Source organism: Streptomyces dangxiongensis, from assembly GCF_003675325.1.
Taxonomy (GTDB): domain Bacteria; phylum Actinomycetota; class Actinomycetes; order Streptomycetales; family Streptomycetaceae; genus Streptomyces; species Streptomyces dangxiongensis.
Genome location: NZ_CP033073.1, coordinates 6,806,287 through 6,827,505, shown reverse-complemented (window position 1 = coordinate 6,827,505; position 21,219 = coordinate 6,806,287). Strand labels below are relative to the sequence as shown.

The following is a 21,219-nucleotide window of genomic DNA, read 5'->3' as shown; positions in this document are numbered from 1 at the left end:
CAGGCGACCACGCGTTGCGATCGGCCGCGCCGCGCGCGAAGGTCGGAACAGGCCCGCTCCCAGGGAGGTCAGCCATGCCCATCGCGACGGTGAACCCGGCGAACGGTGAGACACTCAAGACGTACGAGCCCATGGGCGAGGAGGAGCTGGAACGCCGGCTCCAGCTCGCCGAGGCCACGTTCCGCACGTACCGGACGACGACGTTCGCCGACCGCGCCCGCCTGCTCACCAGGGCCGCCGACCTGCTGGACGAGGACCGGCAGGAGATCGGCCGGATCATGACGACCGAGATGGGCAAGCCGGTCAAGCAGGCCCGCGCGGAGGCCGAGAAGTGCGCCAAGGCCATGCGCTGGTACGCGGAGCGCGCCGAGGGACTGCTGGCCGACGAGGAGCCGCCCGGGCAGGACGTGCGGGACTCCGGCGCCTCCCGGGTCCGGGTGCGCTACCGCCCGCTCGGCCCGGTCCTCGCCGTGATGCCCTGGAACTTCCCGCTCTGGCAGGTGATCCGGTTCGCCGCGCCCGCTCTGATGGCCGGCAACGTGGGCCTGCTCAAGCACGCCTCCAACGTGCCCCGGACCGCCCTGTATCTGGAGGACCTCTTCCACCGGGCGGGCTTCCCGGAGGGCTGCTTCCAGACGTTGCTGATCGGCTCCGCCGCGGTGGACGACATCCTGCGCGACGAGCGGGTGAAGGCCGCCACCCTGACCGGCAGCGAACCGGCGGGCCGGGCGGTCGCCTCCAGCGCCGGGGAGATGGTCAAGAAGACGGTGCTGGAACTGGGCGGCAGCGATCCCTTCGTCGTCATGCCCTCCGCCGACCTGGACCGCGCCGCCGAGGTCGCGGTGACCGCGCGCGTGCAGAACAACGGGCAGTCGTGCATCGCCGCCAAGCGGTTCATCGTGCACACCGACGTCTACGACGCCTTCGCCGAGAAGTTCGTCGCCGGCATGCGGGCCCTGCGGGTCGGTGACCCGCTGGAGGAGGACACCGAGGTCGGGCCGCTCGCCAGCGAGCGGGGGCGGACCGATCTGGAGGAGCTGGTCGACGACGCGATGCGGGGCGGCGCCGAGGTGCTGTGCGGCGGACGGCGGCCCGACGGGCCCGGCTGGTACTACCCGCCGACCGTGCTCGCCGGCATCACCCGCCGGATGCGCGTCCACCGCGAGGAGACCTTCGGACCGGTCGCCACGCTCTACCGGGCCGGTGACCTGGACGAGGCGGTCCTCATCGCCAACGACTCGCCGTTCGGCCTGAGTTCCAACGTGTGGACGCGGGACGAGAGCGAGGTCGACCGGTTCGCGCGCGACCTGGAGGCCGGTGCCGTGTACGTCAACGGGATGACCGCCTCCCATCCGGCGTTCCCGTTCGGCGGGGTCAAGCGCTCGGGGTACGGGCGTGAGCTGTCCGGGCACGGAATCCGGGAGTTCTGCAACATCACGACGGTTTGGCAGGGTGCGTGAGCGCCACGCGGCTAACATCCCGTTCTGTGAACCGCGAAGTGACCCTGCCTCTGATCGTCGACGACCGCGGTACCTTGCAGGTGGCCGCGGCCGACGTGAGTAAGTTGTTGCGGACCGTGGGCGCGCGGTGGCTGCACCTCGTCGACGCCGGGGAGCAGCCGCTGGACGAGGACACGGTCGCCGCTCTGACCATCGAGCTGGCGAAGCTGGCGGACCGGATCGACGTGGCCTGTATCGCGCACAGCAGCGGAGCGCCGTAGGAGCGTCTGCGCGGCACCGGGCGCCCTGCCCCGCCGGGCCGTCGGGTCGCCGTAACGGCCGGCACGGTGTCTTCCCTCGTCCGGCGGCGGAATCCGCCCTGGTCGCCGTATCCGGGGTCCCCGATTCGGAGTAATCCAACGAGAGATCGTGGGCCTCCCGGGTGACGGTGGGTGGAGCACCCACAGAGGTGAACCACCTACGGACCGGTGGGCGAAGGCCCGCCGGCACGCGGAAAGCAGGGACGGTTCATGGCGACTTTGTGCAGACCCTCGGTATCGGTCCCGGAGCACGTGATCACGATGGAGGAGACGCTGGAGCTGGCGCGCTCCCGCCACGAGGACCACCCTCAACTGCCCCTCGCGCTGCGGCTGATCGAGAACACGGGCGTGAAGACCCGGCACATCGTGCAGCCCATCGAGGAGACCCTCAAGCACCCCGGCTTCGAGGACCGCAACAAGCTCTACGAAGCCGAGGCCAAGGCCCGGGTCCCCGAGGTGATCCAGCGCGCGCTCGACGACGCCGAGCTGCTCACCAGCGACATCGACGTGATCATCTACGTATCGTGCACGGGCTTCATGATGCCCTCGCTCACGGCGTGGCTGATCAACGAGATGGACTTCGACAGCACCACCCGTCAGCTCCCCATCGCCCAGTTGGGCTGCGCGGCCGGCGGTGCGGCGATCAACCGGGCCCACGACTTCTGCTCGGCCTACCCGAACGCCAACGCGCTGATCGTGGCCTGCGAGTTCTGCTCGCTGTGCTACCAGCCCACCGACCTCGGCATCGGCTCGCTGCTCTCCAACGGCCTGTTCGGTGACGGCATCGCCGCCGCCGTGGTGCGCGGACGCGGCGGCACGGGCGTCCGACTGGAGCGCAACGGCTCGTACCTGATCCCGAAGACGGAGGACTGGATCGCGTACGACGTCCGGGCCACCGGGTTCCACTTCCTGCTGGACAAGCGGGTCCCCACGACCATGGAGCCCCTCGCCCCGGCACTGAAAGACCTGGCGGGCCTGCACGGCTGGGACGCCTCCGACCTGGACTTCTACATCATCCACGCGGGCGGTCCCCGAATACTCGACGACCTCAGCAAGTTCCTCAAGGTCGAGCCGCACGCGTTCCGGTTCAGCCGGGCCACGCTCACCGAGTACGGCAACATCGCCAGCGCCGTCGTCCTGGACGCGCTGCGCCGGCTGTTCGACGAGGGCGGCGCCGAGGAAGGGGCGCGCGGACTGCTCGCCGGGTTCGGCCCCGGCATCACCGCCGAGATGACGGTGGGCCGCTGGGGCTCCTCGAACGGGGACGGGCGATGACCGAGGAGACCCTCACCGCGTGCCTGCCCCCGGTCCGGCACTGGCCGGCGCTCGACCTGACCGGGACGGACTTCGACCCGGTGCTGGCCGAGCTGATGCGGGAGGGCCCGGTCAGCCGGGTCCGACTGCCGAACGGCGAGGGCTGGGCGTGGCTGGTCACCCGGTACGACGACGTGCGCGCGGTGGCCAACGACCCCCGCTTCGGCCGGGAGGCGGTGATGGACAAGCCCGTCACCCGGCTCGCCCCGCACTTCATCCCCGACCGGGGCGCGGTCGGCTTCCTCGACCCGCCCGACCACACCCGGCTGCGCCGCTCGGTCGCCGCCGCCTTCACGGCGAAGGGCGTGGAGCGGCTGCGCGACAAGGCGCGCGGCATGCTGGACGACCTGGTGGACCGGCTGCTCCAGGGCGGCCCGCCCGCCGATCTCACCAGCGCGGTGCTCAGCCCGTTCCCCATCGCGGTGATCTGCGAGCTGATGGGCGTCCCGGCAGGTGACCGGCACGAGATGCACAACTGGACCCAGCTCATCCTGTCCTCCGCGCACGGCAAGGAGGTCAGCGAGAAGGCGAAGCGCGAGATGAGCGCCTGCTTCTCGGACCTGATCGGCGGGCGCGGGAACAGCACGGGCGAGGACGTCACCTCGCTCCTCGGTGCCGCGGTGGGCCGGGGCGAGGTGACGCCGGCTGAGGCCGTCGGCCTCGCCGTCCTGCTCCAGATCGGCGGCGAGGCGGTCACCAACAACAGCGGGCAGTTGTTCTACCTGCTGCTGACCCGCCCCGACCTCGTGGACCGGCTGCGCGCGGAGCCCGGGACACGTCCCCGGGCGATCGACGAACTCCTGCGCTACATCCCGCACCGCAACGCGGTCGGCCTGTCCCGGATCGCCCTGGAGGATGTGGAGATCCACGGCGTCCGCATCCGCGCCGGCGACGCGGTCTACGTCTCCTACCTGGCCGCCAACCGCGACCCGGACGTCTTCCCCGAACCGGAGACCATCGACTTCTCCCGCAGCCCGAACCCGCATGTGTCGTTCGGTTTCGGCCCGCACTACTGCCCCGGCGGCATGCTGGCCCGGCTGGAGGAGGAACTGCTGATGGACGCCCTGCTGGACCGGGTGCCGGGCCTGCGGCTGGCCGTGCCGCCGGACGAGGTGCCGTTCCGCAAGGGGGCGCTGATCCGGGGCCCCGAGGCCCTGCCGGTGGCCTGGTGACCGGCCCATGACCAAGACGGAGGGACTGTACGTGCCGCCGGGCCACGGCCGCGTCGTGGAGACGCCGGCCCAGCGGGTGACGTTCAAGGTCACCGGAACCCACTCGCGGATGGCCTCGACCTTCGAGGTGGAGGTCCCGCCGGGCTTCGACGTCGGCGCCCATGTGCACACCCGCAGCGAGGAGCTGTTCTACGTCCTAGAGGGTGAACTGGACGTCCTCGCCTTCGAGCCCCGCGTCCGCACACCCGACAACTGGCGGAAGTGGGAGTCGGGTTCGGGCAGCAGAGTGGTGCGGGCGACGCCGGGCACGGTCGTCGTCGTACCGCCCGGATGCCCGCACGCGTTCGCGAACCCGACGGACACGCCCGCGAGGATGTTCTTCCAGGCGAGCCCGCCACCGGATCACGAACGCTACTTCGAGGAGCTGCTCGAGATCCTCGGCAACGGCGGCCCGCCGGATCAGGAGGCCATCGAGGCGCTGCGGGCCAAGTACGACATCGAGCAGCTCACCCCGCTGAGACACCGGTGAGCGTCCCCGCCCCGGGGGTCGCGGGCAACCGCGCGGCGAGCCACGGCCCCCCGCCGCGCACCCTCGCCCGCGGCGCTACCTGATCGGCATCCCGGCCAGCGTCCGCGCGATGACGAGGCGCTGGATCTCGCTCGTCCCCTCGAAGATCGTGTAGATGGCCGCGTCCCGGTGCATGCGCTCCACCGGGTACTCGCGGGTGTATCCGTTGCCGCCGAGGATCTGAATGGCCTGCGCGGTGACCTGCTTCGCGGTCTCGCTGGCGAACAGCTTGGACATCGATCCCTCGGCAGCCGTGAACGACTTGCCGTTGACCGCCATCCACGAGGCCCGCCACACCAGCAGCCGCGCCGCGTCGATCTGCGTCCGCATGTCCGCGAGCTGGAAGGCCACGCCCTGGTTGTCGATGATGGGCCGGCCGAACTGCTCACGGGTCCTGGCGTAGTCGAGGGCCACCTCGTACGCGGCCCGGGCGGTGCCGACCGCCATCGCGCCCACGGCCGGCCGCGAGGCCTCGAAGGTGGCCATCGCCGCGTTCTTCACCCTCTCCCCGCCGGAGGCCTTGGCCCGCTCCCGGGCCCGGGCGAGCCGCTCGTCCAGCTTCTGCTTGCCACCCAGCAGGCAGGAGCCGGGGACGCGGACGTCGTCGAGGACGACCTCGGCGGTGTGCGAGGCGCGGATGCCGTGCTTCTTGAACTTCTGGCCCTGCGCGAGGCCCGGCGTGCCCGGCGGGACGATGAAGGACGCGTGGCCCTTGGACCCCAGCTCCGGGTCGACGACGGCGACGACGACGTGGACGTTGGCGATGCCGCCGTTGGTCGCCCAGGTCTTCGTGCCGTTGATCACCCACTCGTCCTTGGCCTCGTCGTACACGGCCCGCGTGCGCATCGAGGCGACGTCGGAGCCGGCGTCGGGCTCGGAGGAGCAGAACGCGGCGACCTTGACGTCACTGGCGTCGCCGTACATCTGCGGGATCCAGGTGCCGATCTGCTCCTCGGTTCCGTTGGCGAGAACGCCCACGGCGGCCAGGCCCGTGCCCACAATGGAGAGGGCGATGCCCGCGTCGCCCCAGAACAGCTCCTCCATCGCCATCGGGATGCCGAGACCGGTGGGGTCGAAGTACTGCTGGGCGTAGAAATCGAGGGAGTAGATGCCGACCTTCGCCGCCTCCTGGATAACCGGCCAGGGGGTCTCCTCGCGCTCGTCCCACTCGGCGGCGGCGGGCCGGATCACGTCCGCGGCGAAGCCATGGAGCCAGTCCCGGACTTCCCTCTGTTCGTCGTTCAGCTCCATGGTGAACTCGGCCATGTCCCCTCCAGCGGCGGCAGTGCGATGTTACTAGCGGTAACGCGAGTCTGTTACTGACGGGTAGGAAAAGTCAACCGGTGAGGGACCTTCGGCATCCCGTTCGATGTCAGGGGCCCGGTCAGTGTTAGTTTGCGCTGGCGTCACCGAATCAGCACGGGTGGGGAGAGCACATGGACACCACGCAGCGGACCGATCAGCAGCGGTCGGCCGACCGCCGACGGCGCGAGCTGCTGGAGGCCGCCGACCGGGTGGTGCTGCGCGACGGCCCGCAGGCGTCGATGAACGCCATCGCGGCGGAGGCCGGCATCACCAAACCGATCCTCTACCGGCACTTCGGCGACAAGGGCGGACTGTACGCCGCTCTCGCCATGCGGCACACCGACGCGCTGCTCGACTCGCTGCGGGCCGCGCTGGACGCTCCGGCGGACCGGCGGGAGCGGGTGGAGTCCACCCTCGACACCTACCTCGCCGCGATCGAGGCCCGGCCCCAGGTGTACCGGTTCCTGATGCACCCCGCGGAGGGCAGCACCGGGCACGACCAGGGATTCGACGTCGGCAAGCACTCCGCTCCGCTGCTGCGGCGGATGGGCGAGGAGCTGGCCCGGGTCATCGAGGAGCGGGTGGACGTCGGACCGGAGAGCCAGCGGCTGGCCCGGGTGTGGGGGCACGGCATCGTCGGCATGATGCATGCGGCCGGCGACTGGTGGCTGAGTGAACGGCCCTGCTCCAGGGCCGAGTTGGTGCGCTCCCTGGCCGACCTGCTGTGGGGGCGGCTCGCGGCGGCCGGGGACCGGCTGGGCGGCCCCGGGTTCTGACGGCCCCCGCCCGCGCGCCTCACCTCACCGGTGCCAGGAGGCCCGGGAGATCTGTCGCAGCAGCCTGCGCCTGCGCAGGCCCGTGAGGTGGTCCGCGTACACGCGCCCCTCCAGGTGGTCGCACTCGTGCTGGAGGCACCGGGCGAAGAACCCCGTGCCGTGGACCGTGACCGGCTCCCCGGTCACGGTGAACCCCTCGACCACCGCGTGGTCGTACCGTTCTGTGGCCGCCTCCAGCCCCGGCAGGGACAGACAGCCCTCCGGGCCGCGGAGCACCACGCCGTCGGCCCGCACCAGGCGCGGATTGACGACGTGACCGAGGTGACGGACGTCCTCGTCGTCGGGACAGTCGTACACGAACACCCGCAGACCGACCCCGACTTGGTTCGCGGCCAGGCCCACCCCCCGCGCCGCGTACATCGTGGCGAAGAGGTCCTCCACGAGAGCGGCCAGGCCGGGGCCGAAGTCGGTGACGTCCCGGCACGGCTCGCGCAGGGGCGCGTCGCCGAGCAGGGTGAGGGGCCGGACGCGCCCGTGGACGCCCGGAATGGAACCGTGTCGCATGGCGGCAAGGGTACGGTTCGTTCAGCTCATGCCCCGCCGCGGAAGGCGTGGACCGGGATTCGGGTGTACGAACGGATCTCGATAGGCTGACGTTCACACCACGTTGCCGGATGGCCCCAGGCGCGGCGCGTACGCAAGGAGGATCGAGAACTGATGGCAGGCAACTCGGACCCGCTCTCGCCGCGGGCCAAGCTGGCCGTGACCGCGGGCAAGGCGGTCGCTGCGGCATCGCGCGCAGCGGGACGCGGCAGCGGGTCGGTGATCGGCGGCCGGGTCGCGCTGAAACTCGACCCCGACCTGCTCGGGCGGCTCGCCCAGAACCTGGACGTCGTCCTGGTGTCCGCCACCAACGGCAAGACGACGACGACACGGCTCATCGCGGAGGCCCTGGGCGCCGCGGGCCCCGTCGTGTCGAACGCGCTGGGCGCCAACATGCCGGCCGGCATCACGTCGGCCCTGGCCGGCGGTTCGGACGCGAAGTTCGGCGTCATCGAGGTCGACGAGAAGTACCTGGCCGGCGTGGCCCGGGACACCAGCCCCAAGTGCATCGCGCTGCTGAACCTCTCCCGCGACCAACTGGACCGCGCCGCCGAGACCCGGATGCTCGCCGAGAACTGGCGTGAGGGCCTGGCCGGTTCCAAGGCGGTCATCGTCGCCAACTGCGACGACCCGCTGGTGGTGTGGGCCGCGTCCTCCTCGCAGAATGTGATCTGGGTCGCAGCCGGACAGATGTGGAAGGACGACGCCTGGTCCTGCCCGTCGTGCGGTGGCGTCATGCAGCGCCCCGGCGACGACTGGTTCTGCGGCGAGTGCGGCTTCCGCCGGCCCACCGCGTCCTGGGCGCTGTCCGGGGACCACGTGCTGGACCCGCACGGCTCCGCCTGGCCGATCCACCTCCAGTTGCCCGGCCGCGCCAACAAGGCGAACGCGGCCAGCTCCGCGGCCGTCGCCGCCGTGTTCGGCGTGCCGCCCCAGGTCGCCCTGGAGCGGATGTACCAGGTGCAGGCGGTGGCCGGGCGGTACGACGTCGTCCAGTTCCAGAACCGTGACCTGCGGCTGCTGCTGGCCAAGAACCCGGCCGGCTGGCTGGAGACGTTCTCCCTGATCGACCCGCCCCCCGCCCCGGTGATCCTGTCCGTGAACGCGCGCGGCGCCGACGGCACCGACACCTCCTGGCTGTGGGACGTCGACTACACGCGGCTGACCGGCCACCCGATCTTCGTGATCGGCGACCGGAAGCTGGACCTCGCCGTCCGCCTGGAGGTCGCGAACCAGCACTTCCAGGTCTGCGAGAACCTCGACCAGGCCGTGCAGACGTGCCCGCCCGGCCGTATCGAGGTCATCGCGAACTACACCGCGTTCCAGGACCTGCGCCGCCGCGTCGGCAACTGATCTTCGAAGGGCGATCACCTCATGAGTGACAACCAACTGCGGCTGGTGTGGATCTACCCGGACCTGCTGAGCACCTACGGCGACCAGGGCAACGCGCTCGTCGTGGAGCGCCGGGCCCGGCAGCGCGGCCTGGACGTGGCGCGCCTGGACGTGCGCAGCGACCAGCCGATCCCGACCTCCGGCGACATCTACCTGATCGGCGGCGGTGAGGACCGTCCGCAGCGGCTCGCCGCCGAGCGGCTGCGCCGCGACGGTCATCTGCACCGGGCGGTGGAGAACGGCGCGATCGTGTTCTCCGTCTGCGCGGGCTACCAGATCCTCGGCCACGAGTTCATCAACGACCTCGGTCAGCGCGAGCCGGGCCTCGGCCTGCTCGACGTGGTGTCCGTGCGCGGCGAGGGCGAGCGGTGCGTCGGCGACGTGCTGGGCGACATCGACCCGCAGCTCGGGCTGCCCCCGCTGACGGGCTTCGAGAACCACCAGGGCGTCACCCACCTCGGTCCCACCGCCCGTGCCTTCGCCCGGACGCGGATCGGCAAGGGCAACGGCACCGGGGACGGCACGGAGGGCGCGTACAACGGGACGGTCTTCGGCACGTACATGCACGGCCCGGTGCTCGCCCGTAACCCGCAGATCGCCGACCTGCTGCTGAAGCTGGCGCTGGACGTCAACGCGCTGCCGCCGATCGACGACCACTGGTACGAGGCACTCCGCGACGAGCGCATCGCGGCTGCGCAGCAGCCTGCGTGAGCACGGCTGCGCAGCAGCCCGCGTAACCGGGTGTTCAGCGGGATGTCAGCGGGGTGGGGCAGGCTTGTGACGGGCCCGCCTGACGGCCTGTCCGCTCACATGTGCGGACGAGTCCAGCAGGCGGACGCCCGCTACGGAGCCACCCCCTCACGCCGGTAGGGTGACCGGGAATCCGCCGGACAACGTGGTCCGGTTTCCCGGCCCACGTTGAGAAGGTATTTCGGGCTATGCGCATTGGTGTCCTCACGTCCGGCGGCGACTGCCCCGGCCTGAACGCCGTCATCCGGTCCGTCGTGCACCGCGCCGTCGCCGACCACGGCGACGAGGTCATCGGCTTCCGGGACGGCTGGAAGGGTCTCCTGGAATGCGACTACACGAAGCTCGACCTGGACGCCGTGGGCGGCATCCTGGCACGCGGCGGCACCATCCTCGGCTCCTCCCGGGTCCGTCCGGAGCATCTGCGGGACGGGGTGGAGCGGGCCCGGGGCCATGTCGCGGAGCTGGGCCTGGACGCGATCATCCCCATCGGCGGTGAGGGCACGCTGAAGGCGGCCCGGCTGCTGTCGGACAACGGGCTGCCCATCGTGGGCGTGCCCAAGACCATCGACAACGACATCGCCGTCACGGACGTCACCTTCGGGTTCGACACTGCGGTGGGTGTCGCCACCGAGGCGCTGGACCGGTTGAAGACCACCGCCGAGTCCCACCAGCGCGTGCTGATCGTGGAGGTCATGGGCCGGCACACCGGCTGGATCGCGCTGCACTCGGGCATGGCGGCCGGCGCCCACGCCATCGTCGTACCCGAGCGGCCCTTCGACATCGACGAGTTGACGCGGAAGGTCGGCGAGCGGTTCGAGGCGGGCAAGCGGTTCGCGATCGTCGTCGCCGCCGAGGGCGCCAAGCCGCGGCCGGGCTCCATGGAGTTCGACGAGGGCGGCAAGGACGTCTACGGCCACGAGCGCTTCGCGGGGATAGCGCGTCAGCTCTCGGTGGAGCTGGAGCAGCGGCTCGGCAAGGAGGCCCGGCCGGTCATCCTCGGGCATGTGCAGCGGGGCGGCACGCCGACGGCGTACGACCGGGTGCTGGCGACGCGGTTCGGCTGGCACGCGGTGGAGGCCGTGCACCGGGGCGAGTTCGGCCGGATGACGGCGCTGCGCGGGACCGACATCGTGATGGTGTCGCTGGCGGAGGCCGTGGCGACGCTGAAGACGGTGCCGGCGGAGCGGTACGTCGAGGCGGAGTGCGTCCTGTAGTCCGGCGGCCCGGACCCTGACATGCCGCCCCCGGTCACGGTCGTGACCGGGGGCGGTTCTACTCTTGGGGCGGACAACTCGTACAACCCCCACGAATCAGGAGCCGGCGGATGGATCACAGCGGGCACGGCATGACCATGGATCTGCCGCCGTTCACGCTGGGGCGAGGGCTCGGATGGTCGGCCGACCCCTTCTTCCTGGTCGCCTGTCTGGCCGGGCTGGCTCTGTACGGCTGGGGTGTCGTGCGGCTGCGGCGGCGCGGGGACGCGTGGCCGGTCTCGCGGACCGTGTCGTACGTCGTCGGCGTGCTCACCATCGTGCTGGTGATGTGCACCAGGCTGAACGACTACGGCATGGTCATGTTCAGCGTGCACATGGTGCAGCACATGGTGATCAGCATGCTGTCGCCGATCCTCATCCTGCTGGGCGCCCCGGTGACGCTGGCGCTGCGCGCGCTGCCGGTCGCCGGACGGGGCCGCAGGGGCCCGCGCGAGCTGCTGCTGATGCTCCTGCACAGCCGGTACATGCGGATCGTCACGCATCCGGCGTTCACGATCCCGCTGTTCATCGCGAGCCTGTACGCCCTGTACTTCTCCCCGCTGTTCGACTTCCTGATGGGCTCCAGGGCCGGGCACATAGCGATGATGGTGCACTTCCTCGCGGTCGGGGTCGTGTTCTTCTGGCCGATCATCGGTGTCGACCCGGGCCCGCACCGGCCGGGCCATCTGATGCGGATGCTGGAGCTGTTCGCCGGCATGCCGTTCCACGCGTTCTTCGGTATCGCGCTGATGATGGCGTCGACGCCGATGGTGGACACCTTCCGGAACCCGCCGGCCTCGCTCGCCGTCGACGCGCTGTCCGACCAGAGCGCGGCGGGCGGCATCGCCTGGGCGTTCAGCGAGATCCCGTCGGTGCTGGTGCTGATAGCGCTGCTGTTCCAGTGGTACCGCTCCGAGCAGCGGCAGGCCAGGCGCACGGACCGGGCCGCCGACCGGGACGGCGACAAGGAGCTGGCGGCGTACAACGCCTATCTGGCCTCCCTGAACGCCCGCGAGGGCTGACCCGCGCGCTGTCCGCGCGTTTTCCTCGGCGCGGCTCCGTCGCCCCCGCGGCGGTGCGGTGCGCTTCCGGCAGCGGTGCGGTGTGCCCTCCGGGCGGGAATCGGGGCACCATGGTCATGGACGGACCATGAGGAGGGTGTCGCGATGCGCGGATCCACGAACGGTTCCATGAACGGTTCCATCCGGACGATGGGGGCGCTCACGATCGGCGGACTCGTCGTCGTCACCGCCTACACGGTCGCGCTCGGCAGCAACGGCTGGCTGTGGTTCGGGTGGGTGGTCCTGGGGCTGCTGACCCTGGCCATGGTCGTCACCCGGTCATGAGTCCGTCCCCGGCACCCCCGTTCACTACAGTGCCCGCATGAACAGCAGGACGCCCTCCTTCGACGAGCTGGATCGCCGGATCGTCACCGCGCTGATGGGCAACGCCCGGACCAGCTTCGCCGAGATCGGCGCGGTGATCGGACTCTCGGCCACGGCGGTCAAGCGGCGGGTGGACCGGCTGCGCGAGACCGGGGTGATCACCGGGTTCACCGCGACGGTGAAGCCCTCGGCGCTGGGCTGGCGCACGGAGGCGTACGTCGAGGTCTACTGCGAGGGCGCCGCCCCGCCCCGGCGTCTGGCGGAGGTCGTCCGCAACCATCCGGAGATCGCGGCGGCCATGACGGTCACCGGGGGCGCCGACGCGCTGCTGCACGTGCGCGCCCGGGACGTCGACCACTTCGAGGAGGTGCTGGAACGGATCCGCGCGGAGCCGTTCATCCGGAAGACGATCAGCGTGATGGTGCTGTCCCACCTTCTCCCGGAGAGCCCGGAGGCGGGCGCCACCCACGCGGCACCCGAGTGACCCGACGAGGCGCGCAGCGATCGTGCGCACGCGCCGTGTGCAACGCAGCGTTCCTGCGCGTCCGCGCAGCTCATGTCACTTGTCGTCCGTCTCCCTCCCTTCCTACCGTGGTGTCACCCCAGTGACACACAGGAGAACGGAGGAAACCCTCTGTGTCCGACGTGCGTGTGCGGCGCTCACGGCGGTTCCTGGTCTGCGAACCCAGGCACTTCGCCGTCCAGTACGCCATCAACCCCTGGATGTCTCCCGACAGGCCCGTCGACGTGGATCTCGCCCGGGAGCAGTGGCAGGCACTGATCCGCGCCTACCGCACCCACGGCCACACGGTCGACGCCGTCCCGCCGGTCCCGGGCCTGCCCGACATGGTGTTCGCGGCGAACGCCGCGTTCGTCGTCGGCGGCCGGGTCTTCGGCTCCCTGTTCCACGCCCCGGAGCGGCGCCCGGAGTCGGTGCACTACGACACCTGGTTCGAGGCGGCGGGCTACGACGTGCACCGCCCCGGGTCGGTGGCCGAGGGCGAGGGCGACCTGGTGTGGACCGGCCGGTACGTGCTCGCCGGCACCGGGTTCCGCACCACCCGGGAGGCGCACCGGGAGGTGCAGGAGTTCCTCGGCCACCCGGTGATCGGCCTGACCCTGGTGGACCCGTACTTCTACCACCTGGACACGGCGCTGTTCGTCCTGGACGACGACAACATCTGCTACTACCCCGAGGCGTTCTCGCCGGGCAGCCGGGAGGTCCTGCGGCGCCTGTACCCGGACGCGGTGCTCGCCACCCGCGAGGACGCGATGGCGTTCGGGCTGAACTCCGTCTCCGACGGCCGCCACGTCTTCATCGCACCCCGGGCCGAGGCGCTGGCCGAGCGTCTGTCCGGCCACGGTTACGTCCCCGTCCCCGTCGACCTGTCGGAGTTCCACAAGGCCGGCGGGGGCATCAAGTGCTGCACCCAGGAGATCCGCTGATGACCGCACCCGCGCGCACCCGTACGACCGACGACCTGATCCGCGCCGAGGCGCCGGTTCTCGCGCACAACTACCACCCCCTGCCCGTGGTGGTGGCCCGCGCCGAGGGCACCTGGGTGGAGGACGTGGAGGGCAACCGCTACCTCGACATGCTGGCCGGCTACTCCGCCCTCAACTTCGGCCATCGGCACCCGGCGCTGATCGAGGCCGCCCACCGCCAGCTCGACCGGCTCACCCTCACCTCCCGCGCCTTCCACAACGACCGGCTGGCCGGGTTCGCCGAGCGGCTCGCCGAGCTGACCGGCCTGGACATGGTGCTGCCGATGAACACCGGCGCGGAGGCGGTGGAGAGCGGCGTCAAGGTGGCACGCAAGTGGGCGTACGACGTGAAGGGCGTCCCGGACGGGCAGGCGACGATCGTGGTCGCCGCGGACAACTTCCACGGCCGGACGACGACCATCGTCAGCTTCTCCACCGACGAGACGGCCCGCGCGGGCTTCGGCCCCTTCACGCCCGGCTTCCGGATCGTGCCGTACAACGACCTGGCCGCGCTGGAGGCCGCCGTCGACGACACCACGGCGGCGGTGCTGATCGAGCCCATCCAGGGCGAGGCGGGTGTGGTCATCCCGGACGACGGCTACCTCGCCGGGGTGCGGGAGCTGACCCGCCGCAAGGGCTGCCTGTTCATCGCCGACGAGATCCAGTCCGGCCTCGGCCGCACGGGCCGCACCCTCGCCGTCGAGCACGAGGACGTCGTCCCTGACGTGCTGCTGCTCGGCAAGGCGCTGGGCGGCGGCATCGTGCCGGTGTCGGCGGTGGTCGCCCGGCGCGAGGTGCTGAGCGTCCTGCACCCGGGCGAGCACGGCTCGACGTTCGGCGGGAACCCGCTCGCGGCGGCGGTCGGCGAGGCCGTGGTCGAACTGCTGGCGACCGGCGAGTTCCAGCGCCGGGCGGCTGAGCTGGGCGTGATCCTGCGGGACGGGCTGGCCGGGCTGGCCGGCAACGGTGTGGCCGGGTTCCGGGCGCGCGGGCTGTGGGCGGGCGTGGACGTGGATCCGGCCCTGGGCACCGGCCGCGAGATCAGTGAGCGCCTCATGCGTGAGGGGATCCTGGTCAAGGACACCCACGGGTCCACGATCCGGCTGGCGCCGCCGCTGACGATCACCGCGGAGGAGCTGCGTTCCGCGCTGGCCGCCCTGGCGAAGGTGCTGGCCTGAGGGACGGGCGGGCGCCGGTGCCGGCGCCCGCCCGCCGGGCGCTCAGCCGGTGCCGAGGAGCTGCCTCATCTCCTTGATCTCGGCGGTCTGGGCGGTGACGACGGCGTCCGCCATGGTCAGGGCGGGGCCGTACCGGCCCTTGTCCCGCTCGGTCGTGGCCATCTCGACGGCGCCCTGGTGGTGCGCGACCATCAGCGCCAGGAACCGGCTGTCGAACTCCTTGCCGGTGGCCTTCCTCAGCGCGGTCATGTCGTCGTCATCCATCATTCCCTGCATCGACGACATCCCACTCATCCCGGACATGGCGGAGTGACCGGAGTGGTCCATGCCGGTCCTGGGCACCTGCTTGCCCCAGGACGTCAGCCAGCCGGTCATGGTGCGGATCTCCGGTCCCTGAGCCTTCTCGATCCGAGCGGCGAGGTCCTTGACTCGCGTCGAGGAGGCCCGGTCGTCGGCCAGTTCCGCCATCTCCAGGGCCTGCCGGTGGTGCGGGATCATGCCCTGCGCGAAGGCGACGTCCTGGGCGTTGTGCGCGGTGGTGGAGGCGCTCGGTGCGGCCGAGGCGGTGCTGCCGCCGGCGCCCTCGGTGCCACCGTTCCCGCCGCAGGCGGCGAGGAGGAGGGCTGCGGTCGCGGCGGCCACGGTGACGGCGGCACGGCGCGTCAGGGCGCGGGGGGTCTGCGTACGGCGGGTCATACGGGAACTCCTGCTGTTCCGGAGGGATTTCGGGTACACGTGGACGCGGCCGCGGCACCCGCGTCTGGCAGGGTGTGCGGCCGGGGCGGCCTCTATATGCGCAGGAGTTGGAGTTCGGCCAGGTCGGGCGGGGCGCGGGCGCCCTCGGGCGCGGTGGCCGGACCGGGAGGCGGGCAGGGCGCCGGCGCGGCGGCGTGCGCCGGGCCGGGGACCGGCGGGGGAAGCTGCGGGCCGCCGTCCACCGCGCCGGAGGCGCAGGCGGGGTCGGCGTGGTGCGGCCGGTGGCCGCCGCAGTGTCCGTCGCCGTCCGGGCAGTCGTCCGGCGCGGTGACGGCGACCGTGCCGTGTGCGGCCCGGACGTGTCCCGCGTGTCCCATGCCCCCGCCGGGCGCCAGAGCGTGCATACCGAGCAGCCCGGCCAGCACCGCCAGCACGAGCAGCGCACGCCAGTGCCGCCGGGGCGGTGGCGAGGCGTGCGGGCGGGCACCGGTCGTCGGGGACATCGGCCACATCGTACGGCGCCGGGGACGACCACCGGACAGTGGCACACCGAGGCCGGCCCGTCCGCACCGGGCGGGGCGAGTGGACCGACACTGTCCGCACCGGGCGGGGCGAGTGGGCGGGGCCGTCCGTGCCGGGCGGAGGCGGGGGGCGGCGCCGTCCGCACCGGGCGGAGGCGGGAGCCGGCACCGACCGCACCAGGCGGGGGCGGGTGTGCAAGGCACCGTCCGCACCGGGCGGAGGCGGGGTGGGCCGGGACCGTCCACACCGGGCGGGGTGGGTGGGAGGCCGGGACCGTCCGCTCCGGGCGGGGTGGGTGGGGGGCCGGGACCGTCCGCTCCGGGCGAGGCGGGGGGCCGGCACCGACCGCACCAGGCGTAGGCGGGTGGACCGGCACCGACCGCACCAGGCGTAGGCGGGTGGACCGGCACCGTCCGCACCGGGCGGAGGCGGGTGGACCGGCACCGACCGCCCCGGGCGGGGGCGGGTGGGCCGGGACCGCCGCCGCGGTGGGGGTGGTTGCGGTGACCGGCCGGCACCCGGGTTCTCGGCGGGCCCGGTGCGGCGGAGCCGCTCACGCGCGCGGGTCCGGCCGGTGGGTGTGAGACTCGGTACTGCTGGGCGTGCGTGCGCGACGGCGCCTGCGCCGGTCCCGGCTGTGGCGATGCCGACACCGCCGGGCACGGGATGATGTGAGAGGTCCCGCCGCGACGGGGCATACGGCAACCAGGCGTGCGAAGGGCCCGGCGCGTCACAATGTGCGAAGCAACGAGCGGGGTGGCACCTCGATGATCCGGAAGGCGAGGAGATGGCGGAACCGGAGAAGACGGAGACCGGTCGGCGGGAGACCTGGGCAGCGCCTCCCGCCGGATCGGCCTCCGCGCTGGAGGCCATCGGGGCGCCCGCGTACGTCGTGGACGAGCAGGGCCGCATCCTCGTCGCCAACAGCAGCGCCGAACGCGTGCTGGGCCGCTCCGCCGCGGAACTCGTCGGCCGCGACGCCCACGACCTCCTGCACCGCGGGCCGGAGGGACATCCTCTGCCCGCCACTCGGTGCAGCATGCGGCAGGCCTTCCACGCGGGACGCGCGGCGCAGGCCGACGAGGACTACTTCGCCCACGCCGACGGCTCTGTAATGACCGTCTCCTGGCTGATCAGCCCCTACACGCTCGGCCCGGGGGTGAACGGCACGATCGTCATCTTCCACGCCCCCGAGCCGCTGCCGGACCTCGGCACGCGCCCGCAGCATGCCGCCGAGTCGCTGACCGAACTCGAGCGGCTGGCTCTGCTGGCCGAGACCACCACCCAGCTCACCTCCACCCTGGAGGTCGACGAGACCCTGCGCAGGCTGGTGACGCTGGTCGTGCCCCGGCTGGCGGACTGGGTCGTCATCGACCTGATCACCGAACGCGACGAGGTGTGGCGCACCGCCGTGGTCCAGGCCGACGGCGACCGCCTGACGCACCACGAGGACCTCCAGGGGCCGATGCCGCCCGTGCCGGAGCAGTCCCCGATGCCCCTGTCGCGGGCCCTGCGCGGCGTCGCCTCCACCCTGGCCGGGCCCGAGACCTACCACGGGCCGCCGGACTCCGGCATCGCGGTGGAACAGCGCCGGCTGTTCGACGCCACCGGCATCCACTCCGCGGCGATCGCCCCGATACGCACGGCCCGCGAAGTCCTGGGCGCGCTCACCCTGGGCCGGGCCGAGAAGCCCGGGAACTTCGCCGGCAGCGACCTTCCCCTGGTCGAGGACATCGCCCGCCGGGCCGGCCTGGCCCTGGACAACGCCCGCCTCTACCAGCGTCAGCGCAAGGTCGCCGAGACCATGCAGAACCACCTGCTGCCGCAGATGCCACGTGTGCCCGGGCTCCAGATGACCGTCCGCTACCTGCCCGCTCCCGACGGCTCACACGTCGGCGGTGACTGGTACGACGCCTTCACCCTGTCCGACGGGGCCACCGGCCTGGTCATCGGGGACGTCGTGGGACACGATCTGGAGGCCGCGGCCGGCATGGCCCAGCTCCGCAACATGCTGCGTGCCTACGCCTGGTCGCAGAAGGAGCCCCCCAGCCGCATCGTCGAACGGCTGGATGAGGCGATGATGCCCATCACCGACGTCACCATGGCCACCCTCGTCATGGCCCGCGTGGTGCGGGACGGCGGCGGCGACTGGGTGCTGTCCTGGACCAACGCCGGCCATCCGCCGCCCCTGCTCGTCACCCGCGACGGCCTGGCGTCCTACCTCACCGACGGCCACGGGCTCCTCCTGGGAACGGGGGTCAACGCTCCCCGCCCCGACGCAACGGTCATGCTGCCGCCCGGGTCGACCCTGTTGCTGTACACCGACGGCATGATCGAAGCGCCCGGGCAGACCCTGGACGACGGCCTGGACCGGTTGCGCCAGCACGCCGCCGCCCTCGCCCACCGTTCGCTGGAGTCCTTCACCGACGAGCTGCTGCGCCGCGTCCACCCGCCCGGCCTGGACGACGTCGCCTTGCTGGCCGTGCGGCCACCCCTGTGAACGGTCCCGGGCGGAAGGCGGCAAGCGGGCGATGAGTGAGTGGAACGGGAAGGAGCGCCGGGACCGGACCCGGCTGCCGACGGGGGGTGGCGTCTGCCTGCCGGCGGCCGGGGCCCGGGGTTCGCAGGTCCGGGTCAGACCAGGGTCTTCGACTGCGCCCCGCCGGCCCGGGCACGCAACTGCTCGTTGATGCGCTGAGCCTCCTCGAGCTGGTCCTCGAGGATGACGATGCGGCAGGCGGCCTCGATGGGGGTGCCCTGGTCGACGAGTTCGCGCGCGCGGGCGGCGACGCGCAGTTGGTAGCGGGAGTAGCGGCGGTGGCCGCCCTCGGAGCGCAGGGGGGTGATCAGGCGGCGTTCGCCCAGTGCGCGGAGGAAGGCGGGAGTGGTGCCGAGCATGTCGGCGGCCCGGCCCATCGTGTAGGCGGGGTAGTCGTCATCGTCGAGAGTGTCGACGGCGCGGGTACTGCGAGGGGGCATAGACCTCTTCTTCCCGGGGACGCATCGGGGGGCCCGGGCGCCGTACGGCACCCGGGCCCCGAGCTTTCAACACCATCTACCGGCTGACTTCGCCGGCGTTCTCTGTCCACAGGCTCCGCCTGGGAGGGCGGGGCTGCGGGGATCGCGGATGCGTGACCGGGGACCACCTTCCAATCCGGGGCCTGCGGTACCCGGGCGGACTCTTTCCTCGCCCGGGCGATCCTGATGGCGTCTGCTCCTTACTCTTACTCGGTTCATCACTGCTGGATACCGCGGGTACTGCCCGCGACCTCTCGGGTCGCGTCCTGCTCGACCTGCATGCACGGCAGTTCGTCTCTGCCGTGCCCACGTGGACTTCTTGGCTTCGTCGACAACAGTAACCCTGCGACAGGGCAATGTCTACTTCCGTCGTGACAGATTTTTCTCCCAGTGTCATGCTCACACTTCTGTCACACCTACGGCCGAAAGCTCCCCCCGGCCCAGATTGGTGCCACCTGGCACTGCCTGGGCGCCAACCGGCGCCACCAGGCGCTGCACCGCCCTGCTCCCACATTCATGTCAAGCGAGGCACCACCGGGACTTGCGCATGGCACCACTATGGCGCCATGATGGCGTCATGGACCTCACCCCGTATGTCGAAGCCCTGCACCGGGAACTCGCGGTGGCCGCCGAGGCCGGCGGGGAAGAAGCCCGCGAGCTGGCCGAGCGGCTCACCGCTCCCCTGGAGTCGGCGACCCGGCTGACCATGCTCCACGTACTGTCCGCCGCGATGGACGAAGTCACCCGCGACCTCGCTCCCGGTTCGGTGGACGTACGGCTGCGCGGGCTGGACCCCGACTTCGTGGTGACACCGCCGCCCACCGACGGCGGAGCCACGGAAGCGGTCGCCGGGCCCGTCGAAGCGCCGAGGGCACAGGCGCCCGCCGACGCCGAGGAGGGCGGCACCGCCCGCGTCAACCTGCGTCTGCCGGCCCCGCTGAAGGCGCGCGCCGAGGAGGCCGCGAGCCGCGAGGGCCTGTCGGTCAACGCGTGGCTGGTCCGGGCCGTGTCGGCCGCGGTCGACAGCGGCACGCGACCGCGGACGCCGGAGAAGACCCACACCATCGGCCAGAGCTTCACGGGCTGGGTGCGCTGACCGCACCCGCACCGCTCCACCGGCACCACTTCACCCGCGCCACGCCCCACCAGCGGGAACGATCCGACGACCCATGAGGACGGTACAGTCATGCCTTCTTTCGACACTCCCGAACCGGTTTCGGCCACCGCCCACGTGTACGCGGGTTCCATCCGGTTCGCCGCGGGCGACCGCCTCGACACGGTCGTCGAGGTGCTCCCCCGCGACCCGAAGCGGGACCAGGACGTGCGGGCGGCGGCCCAGACCGAGGTCACGTACGCGAGCGGCGTCCTGACGGTCAGGACGCCCAAGCACCGCAGTCTCGTCGGGCGCGCCGGCACCGTCGACGTGACGGTCGAACTGCCCACGGGCTCGCACGTCGACATGACCGGCTCCTGGGTGCAGGTGCTCGGTGAGGGCCGGCTCGGCGAGGTGCGCGTCAAGACCTCGTCCGGTGACGTCCGCCTCGACACGACCGGGCCGCTCCACCTGACCGCCTCCCACGGCTCGATCACCGTCGACCGGATCGAGGGCACGGCCGAGATCGCCACCAGCTCCGGCAGCCTGCGCGTCGGCACCGTCGACGGCCCCGCCGTCCTGAAGAACTCGCACGGCACCACGACCGTCGGCGCCGCGAGCGGCGAGCTGCGGGTGAGCGGCGCCAACGGTGACATCGACATCGCGCGCGCCGAGGGCCCGGTCGTCGCCACCACCGCCCACGGAACCCTGCGTGTCGTCGAAGTCGCGCGCGGGACAGTCCAGTTGGAGACGTCCTACGGCGCCATCGAGGTCGGTGTCCGCGAGGGCACCGCCGCCTGGCTGGACGTCAGCTCCGGGCACGGGCAGGTCCGCAACACGCTCACCGCGTCCGCCACCCCGGGGAAGTCGGAGGACACCGTCGAGGTCCGCGCCCGCACCCGCTACGGAAACATCGACGTGCGCCGCGCCCGCTCCTGAGGACCGGGCCC

The 21,219-nt window shown here is 72.0% G+C and carries 22 protein-coding genes; 17 read left to right on the top strand and 5 right to left on the bottom strand.

Annotated features, from left to right (window positions below; translation table 11 throughout):
• Positions 1 to 74 precede the first annotated feature (74 nt).
• From D9753_RS30965 to D9753_RS30945, 5 genes are all read left to right on the top strand, one after another.
• Positions 75 to 1,460: an NADP-dependent succinic semialdehyde dehydrogenase gene (locus tag D9753_RS30965; RefSeq protein WP_121789999.1), complete on the top strand. Its 1,386-nt coding sequence runs from the start codon at positions 75 to 77 to the stop codon at positions 1,458 to 1,460.
• 26 nt (positions 1,461 to 1,486) lie between these two features.
• Positions 1,487 to 1,720 (top strand): DUF6213 family protein, encoded by a 234-nt coding sequence (locus D9753_RS30960; RefSeq protein WP_205614305.1) that lies wholly within the window; start codon positions 1,487 to 1,489, stop codon positions 1,718 to 1,720.
• Between the two features lie 249 nt (positions 1,721 to 1,969).
• The gene (locus tag D9753_RS30955; RefSeq protein WP_121789998.1) at positions 1,970 to 3,034 is read left to right on the top strand and encodes a type III polyketide synthase; all 1,065 of its coding nucleotides are present in this window, start codon (positions 1,970 to 1,972) and stop codon (positions 3,032 to 3,034) included.
• A complete protein-coding gene (locus D9753_RS30950) occupies positions 3,031 to 4,245 on the top strand; it encodes a cytochrome P450 (protein ID WP_121789997.1) in 1,215 nt (404 codons plus the stop codon). Before D9753_RS30955 ends, D9753_RS30950 begins: the two co-directional genes overlap by 4 nt.
• 7 nt (positions 4,246 to 4,252) lie before the next feature.
• Complete coding sequence (locus D9753_RS30945) at positions 4,253 to 4,774, top strand: cupin domain-containing protein (protein ID WP_121789996.1); 522 nt, start codon at positions 4,253 to 4,255, stop codon at positions 4,772 to 4,774.
• Between the two features lie 75 nt (positions 4,775 to 4,849).
• Here D9753_RS30945 and D9753_RS30940 read toward each other — a convergent pair whose 3' ends face one another.
• Positions 4,850 to 6,079, bottom strand: a complete 1,230-nt coding sequence (locus D9753_RS30940; protein WP_121789995.1) for an acyl-CoA dehydrogenase family protein — start codon at positions 6,077 to 6,079, stop codon at positions 4,850 to 4,852.
• Between the two features lie 170 nt (positions 6,080 to 6,249).
• Here D9753_RS30940 and D9753_RS30935 point away from each other — a divergent pair, with 170 nt between their 5' ends.
• A complete protein-coding gene (locus D9753_RS30935) occupies positions 6,250 to 6,894 on the top strand; it encodes a TetR family transcriptional regulator (protein ID WP_121789994.1) in 645 nt (214 codons plus the stop codon).
• 24 nt (positions 6,895 to 6,918) lie between these two features.
• Here the strand turns inward: D9753_RS30935 and def are convergent, their stop codons facing one another.
• On the bottom strand, positions 6,919 to 7,458 hold the full coding sequence (gene def / locus D9753_RS30930) for a peptide deformylase (RefSeq protein WP_121789993.1): 540 nt from the start codon (positions 7,456 to 7,458) through the stop codon (positions 6,919 to 6,921).
• A 153-nt stretch (positions 7,459 to 7,611) separates the two neighbouring features.
• Between def and D9753_RS30925 the strand changes: the two genes are divergently transcribed.
• The 8 genes from D9753_RS30925 (at position 7,612) to rocD (ending at position 14,940) form a co-directional block, all read left to right on the top strand.
• The gene (locus D9753_RS30925; protein ID WP_121789992.1) at positions 7,612 to 8,850 is read left to right on the top strand and encodes a MurT ligase domain-containing protein; all 1,239 of its coding nucleotides are present in this window, start codon (positions 7,612 to 7,614) and stop codon (positions 8,848 to 8,850) included.
• Between the two features lie 21 nt (positions 8,851 to 8,871).
• Positions 8,872 to 9,600 carry a type 1 glutamine amidotransferase gene (locus tag D9753_RS30920; RefSeq protein WP_121789991.1) on the top strand — a complete coding sequence of 243 codons (729 nt, stop codon included), beginning with the start codon at positions 8,872 to 8,874 and terminating at the stop codon, positions 9,598 to 9,600.
• Between the two features lie 227 nt (positions 9,601 to 9,827).
• A complete protein-coding gene (locus D9753_RS30915) occupies positions 9,828 to 10,853 on the top strand; it encodes a 6-phosphofructokinase (protein WP_121789990.1) in 1,026 nt (341 codons plus the stop codon).
• A 110-nt stretch (positions 10,854 to 10,963) separates the two neighbouring features.
• The gene (locus tag D9753_RS30910) at positions 10,964 to 11,914 is read left to right on the top strand and encodes a cytochrome c oxidase assembly protein (RefSeq protein ID WP_121789989.1); all 951 of its coding nucleotides are present in this window, start codon (positions 10,964 to 10,966) and stop codon (positions 11,912 to 11,914) included.
• A gap of 144 nt (positions 11,915 to 12,058) precedes the next feature.
• The gene (locus D9753_RS30905; RefSeq protein WP_121789988.1) at positions 12,059 to 12,238 is read left to right on the top strand and encodes a hypothetical protein; all 180 of its coding nucleotides are present in this window, start codon (positions 12,059 to 12,061) and stop codon (positions 12,236 to 12,238) included.
• A 37-nt stretch (positions 12,239 to 12,275) separates the two neighbouring features.
• Entirely contained in the window at positions 12,276 to 12,761 is a 486-nt protein-coding gene (locus D9753_RS30900) for an Lrp/AsnC family transcriptional regulator (RefSeq protein ID WP_121789987.1), read from the top strand.
• Between the two features lie 152 nt (positions 12,762 to 12,913).
• Entirely contained in the window at positions 12,914 to 13,723 is an 810-nt protein-coding gene (gene ddaH, locus D9753_RS30895) for a dimethylargininase (protein WP_121789986.1), read from the top strand.
• A complete protein-coding gene (rocD, locus tag D9753_RS30890) occupies positions 13,723 to 14,940 on the top strand; it encodes an ornithine--oxo-acid transaminase (RefSeq protein ID WP_121789985.1) in 1,218 nt (405 codons plus the stop codon). The genes ddaH and rocD overlap by 1 nt, the downstream gene beginning before the upstream one ends.
• A gap of 42 nt (positions 14,941 to 14,982) precedes the next feature.
• Here the strand turns inward: rocD and D9753_RS30885 are convergent, their stop codons facing one another.
• Complete coding sequence (locus D9753_RS30885) at positions 14,983 to 15,636, bottom strand: DUF305 domain-containing protein (RefSeq protein ID WP_121789984.1); 654 nt, start codon at positions 15,634 to 15,636, stop codon at positions 14,983 to 14,985.
• 92 nt (positions 15,637 to 15,728) lie between these two features.
• Positions 15,729 to 16,139: a DUF6153 family protein gene (locus D9753_RS30880; RefSeq protein WP_240468331.1), complete on the bottom strand. Its 411-nt coding sequence runs from the start codon at positions 16,137 to 16,139 to the stop codon at positions 15,729 to 15,731.
• An 806-nt stretch (positions 16,140 to 16,945) separates the two neighbouring features.
• Here D9753_RS30880 and D9753_RS30875 point away from each other — a divergent pair.
• Positions 16,946 to 18,658 carry a SpoIIE family protein phosphatase gene (locus D9753_RS30875; protein ID WP_121789983.1) on the top strand — a complete coding sequence of 571 codons (1,713 nt, stop codon included), beginning with the start codon at positions 16,946 to 16,948 and terminating at the stop codon, positions 18,656 to 18,658.
• 134 nt (positions 18,659 to 18,792) lie between these two features.
• On the opposite strand, the gene D9753_RS30870 is transcribed toward D9753_RS30875, so the two are convergent.
• Positions 18,793 to 19,137, bottom strand: a complete 345-nt coding sequence (locus tag D9753_RS30870; protein WP_121789982.1) for a MerR family transcriptional regulator — start codon at positions 19,135 to 19,137, stop codon at positions 18,793 to 18,795.
• A gap of 616 nt (positions 19,138 to 19,753) precedes the next feature.
• Here D9753_RS30870 and D9753_RS30865 point away from each other — a divergent pair.
• Together D9753_RS30865 and D9753_RS30860 are read left to right on the top strand one after the other, a co-directional pair.
• A complete protein-coding gene (locus D9753_RS30865) occupies positions 19,754 to 20,272 on the top strand; it encodes a toxin-antitoxin system HicB family antitoxin (RefSeq protein WP_121789981.1) in 519 nt (172 codons plus the stop codon).
• Between the two features lie 90 nt (positions 20,273 to 20,362).
• Complete coding sequence (locus D9753_RS30860) at positions 20,363 to 21,208, top strand: DUF4097 family beta strand repeat-containing protein (protein WP_121789980.1); 846 nt, start codon at positions 20,363 to 20,365, stop codon at positions 21,206 to 21,208.
• The last annotated feature ends 11 nt before the right edge of the window (positions 21,209 to 21,219 follow it).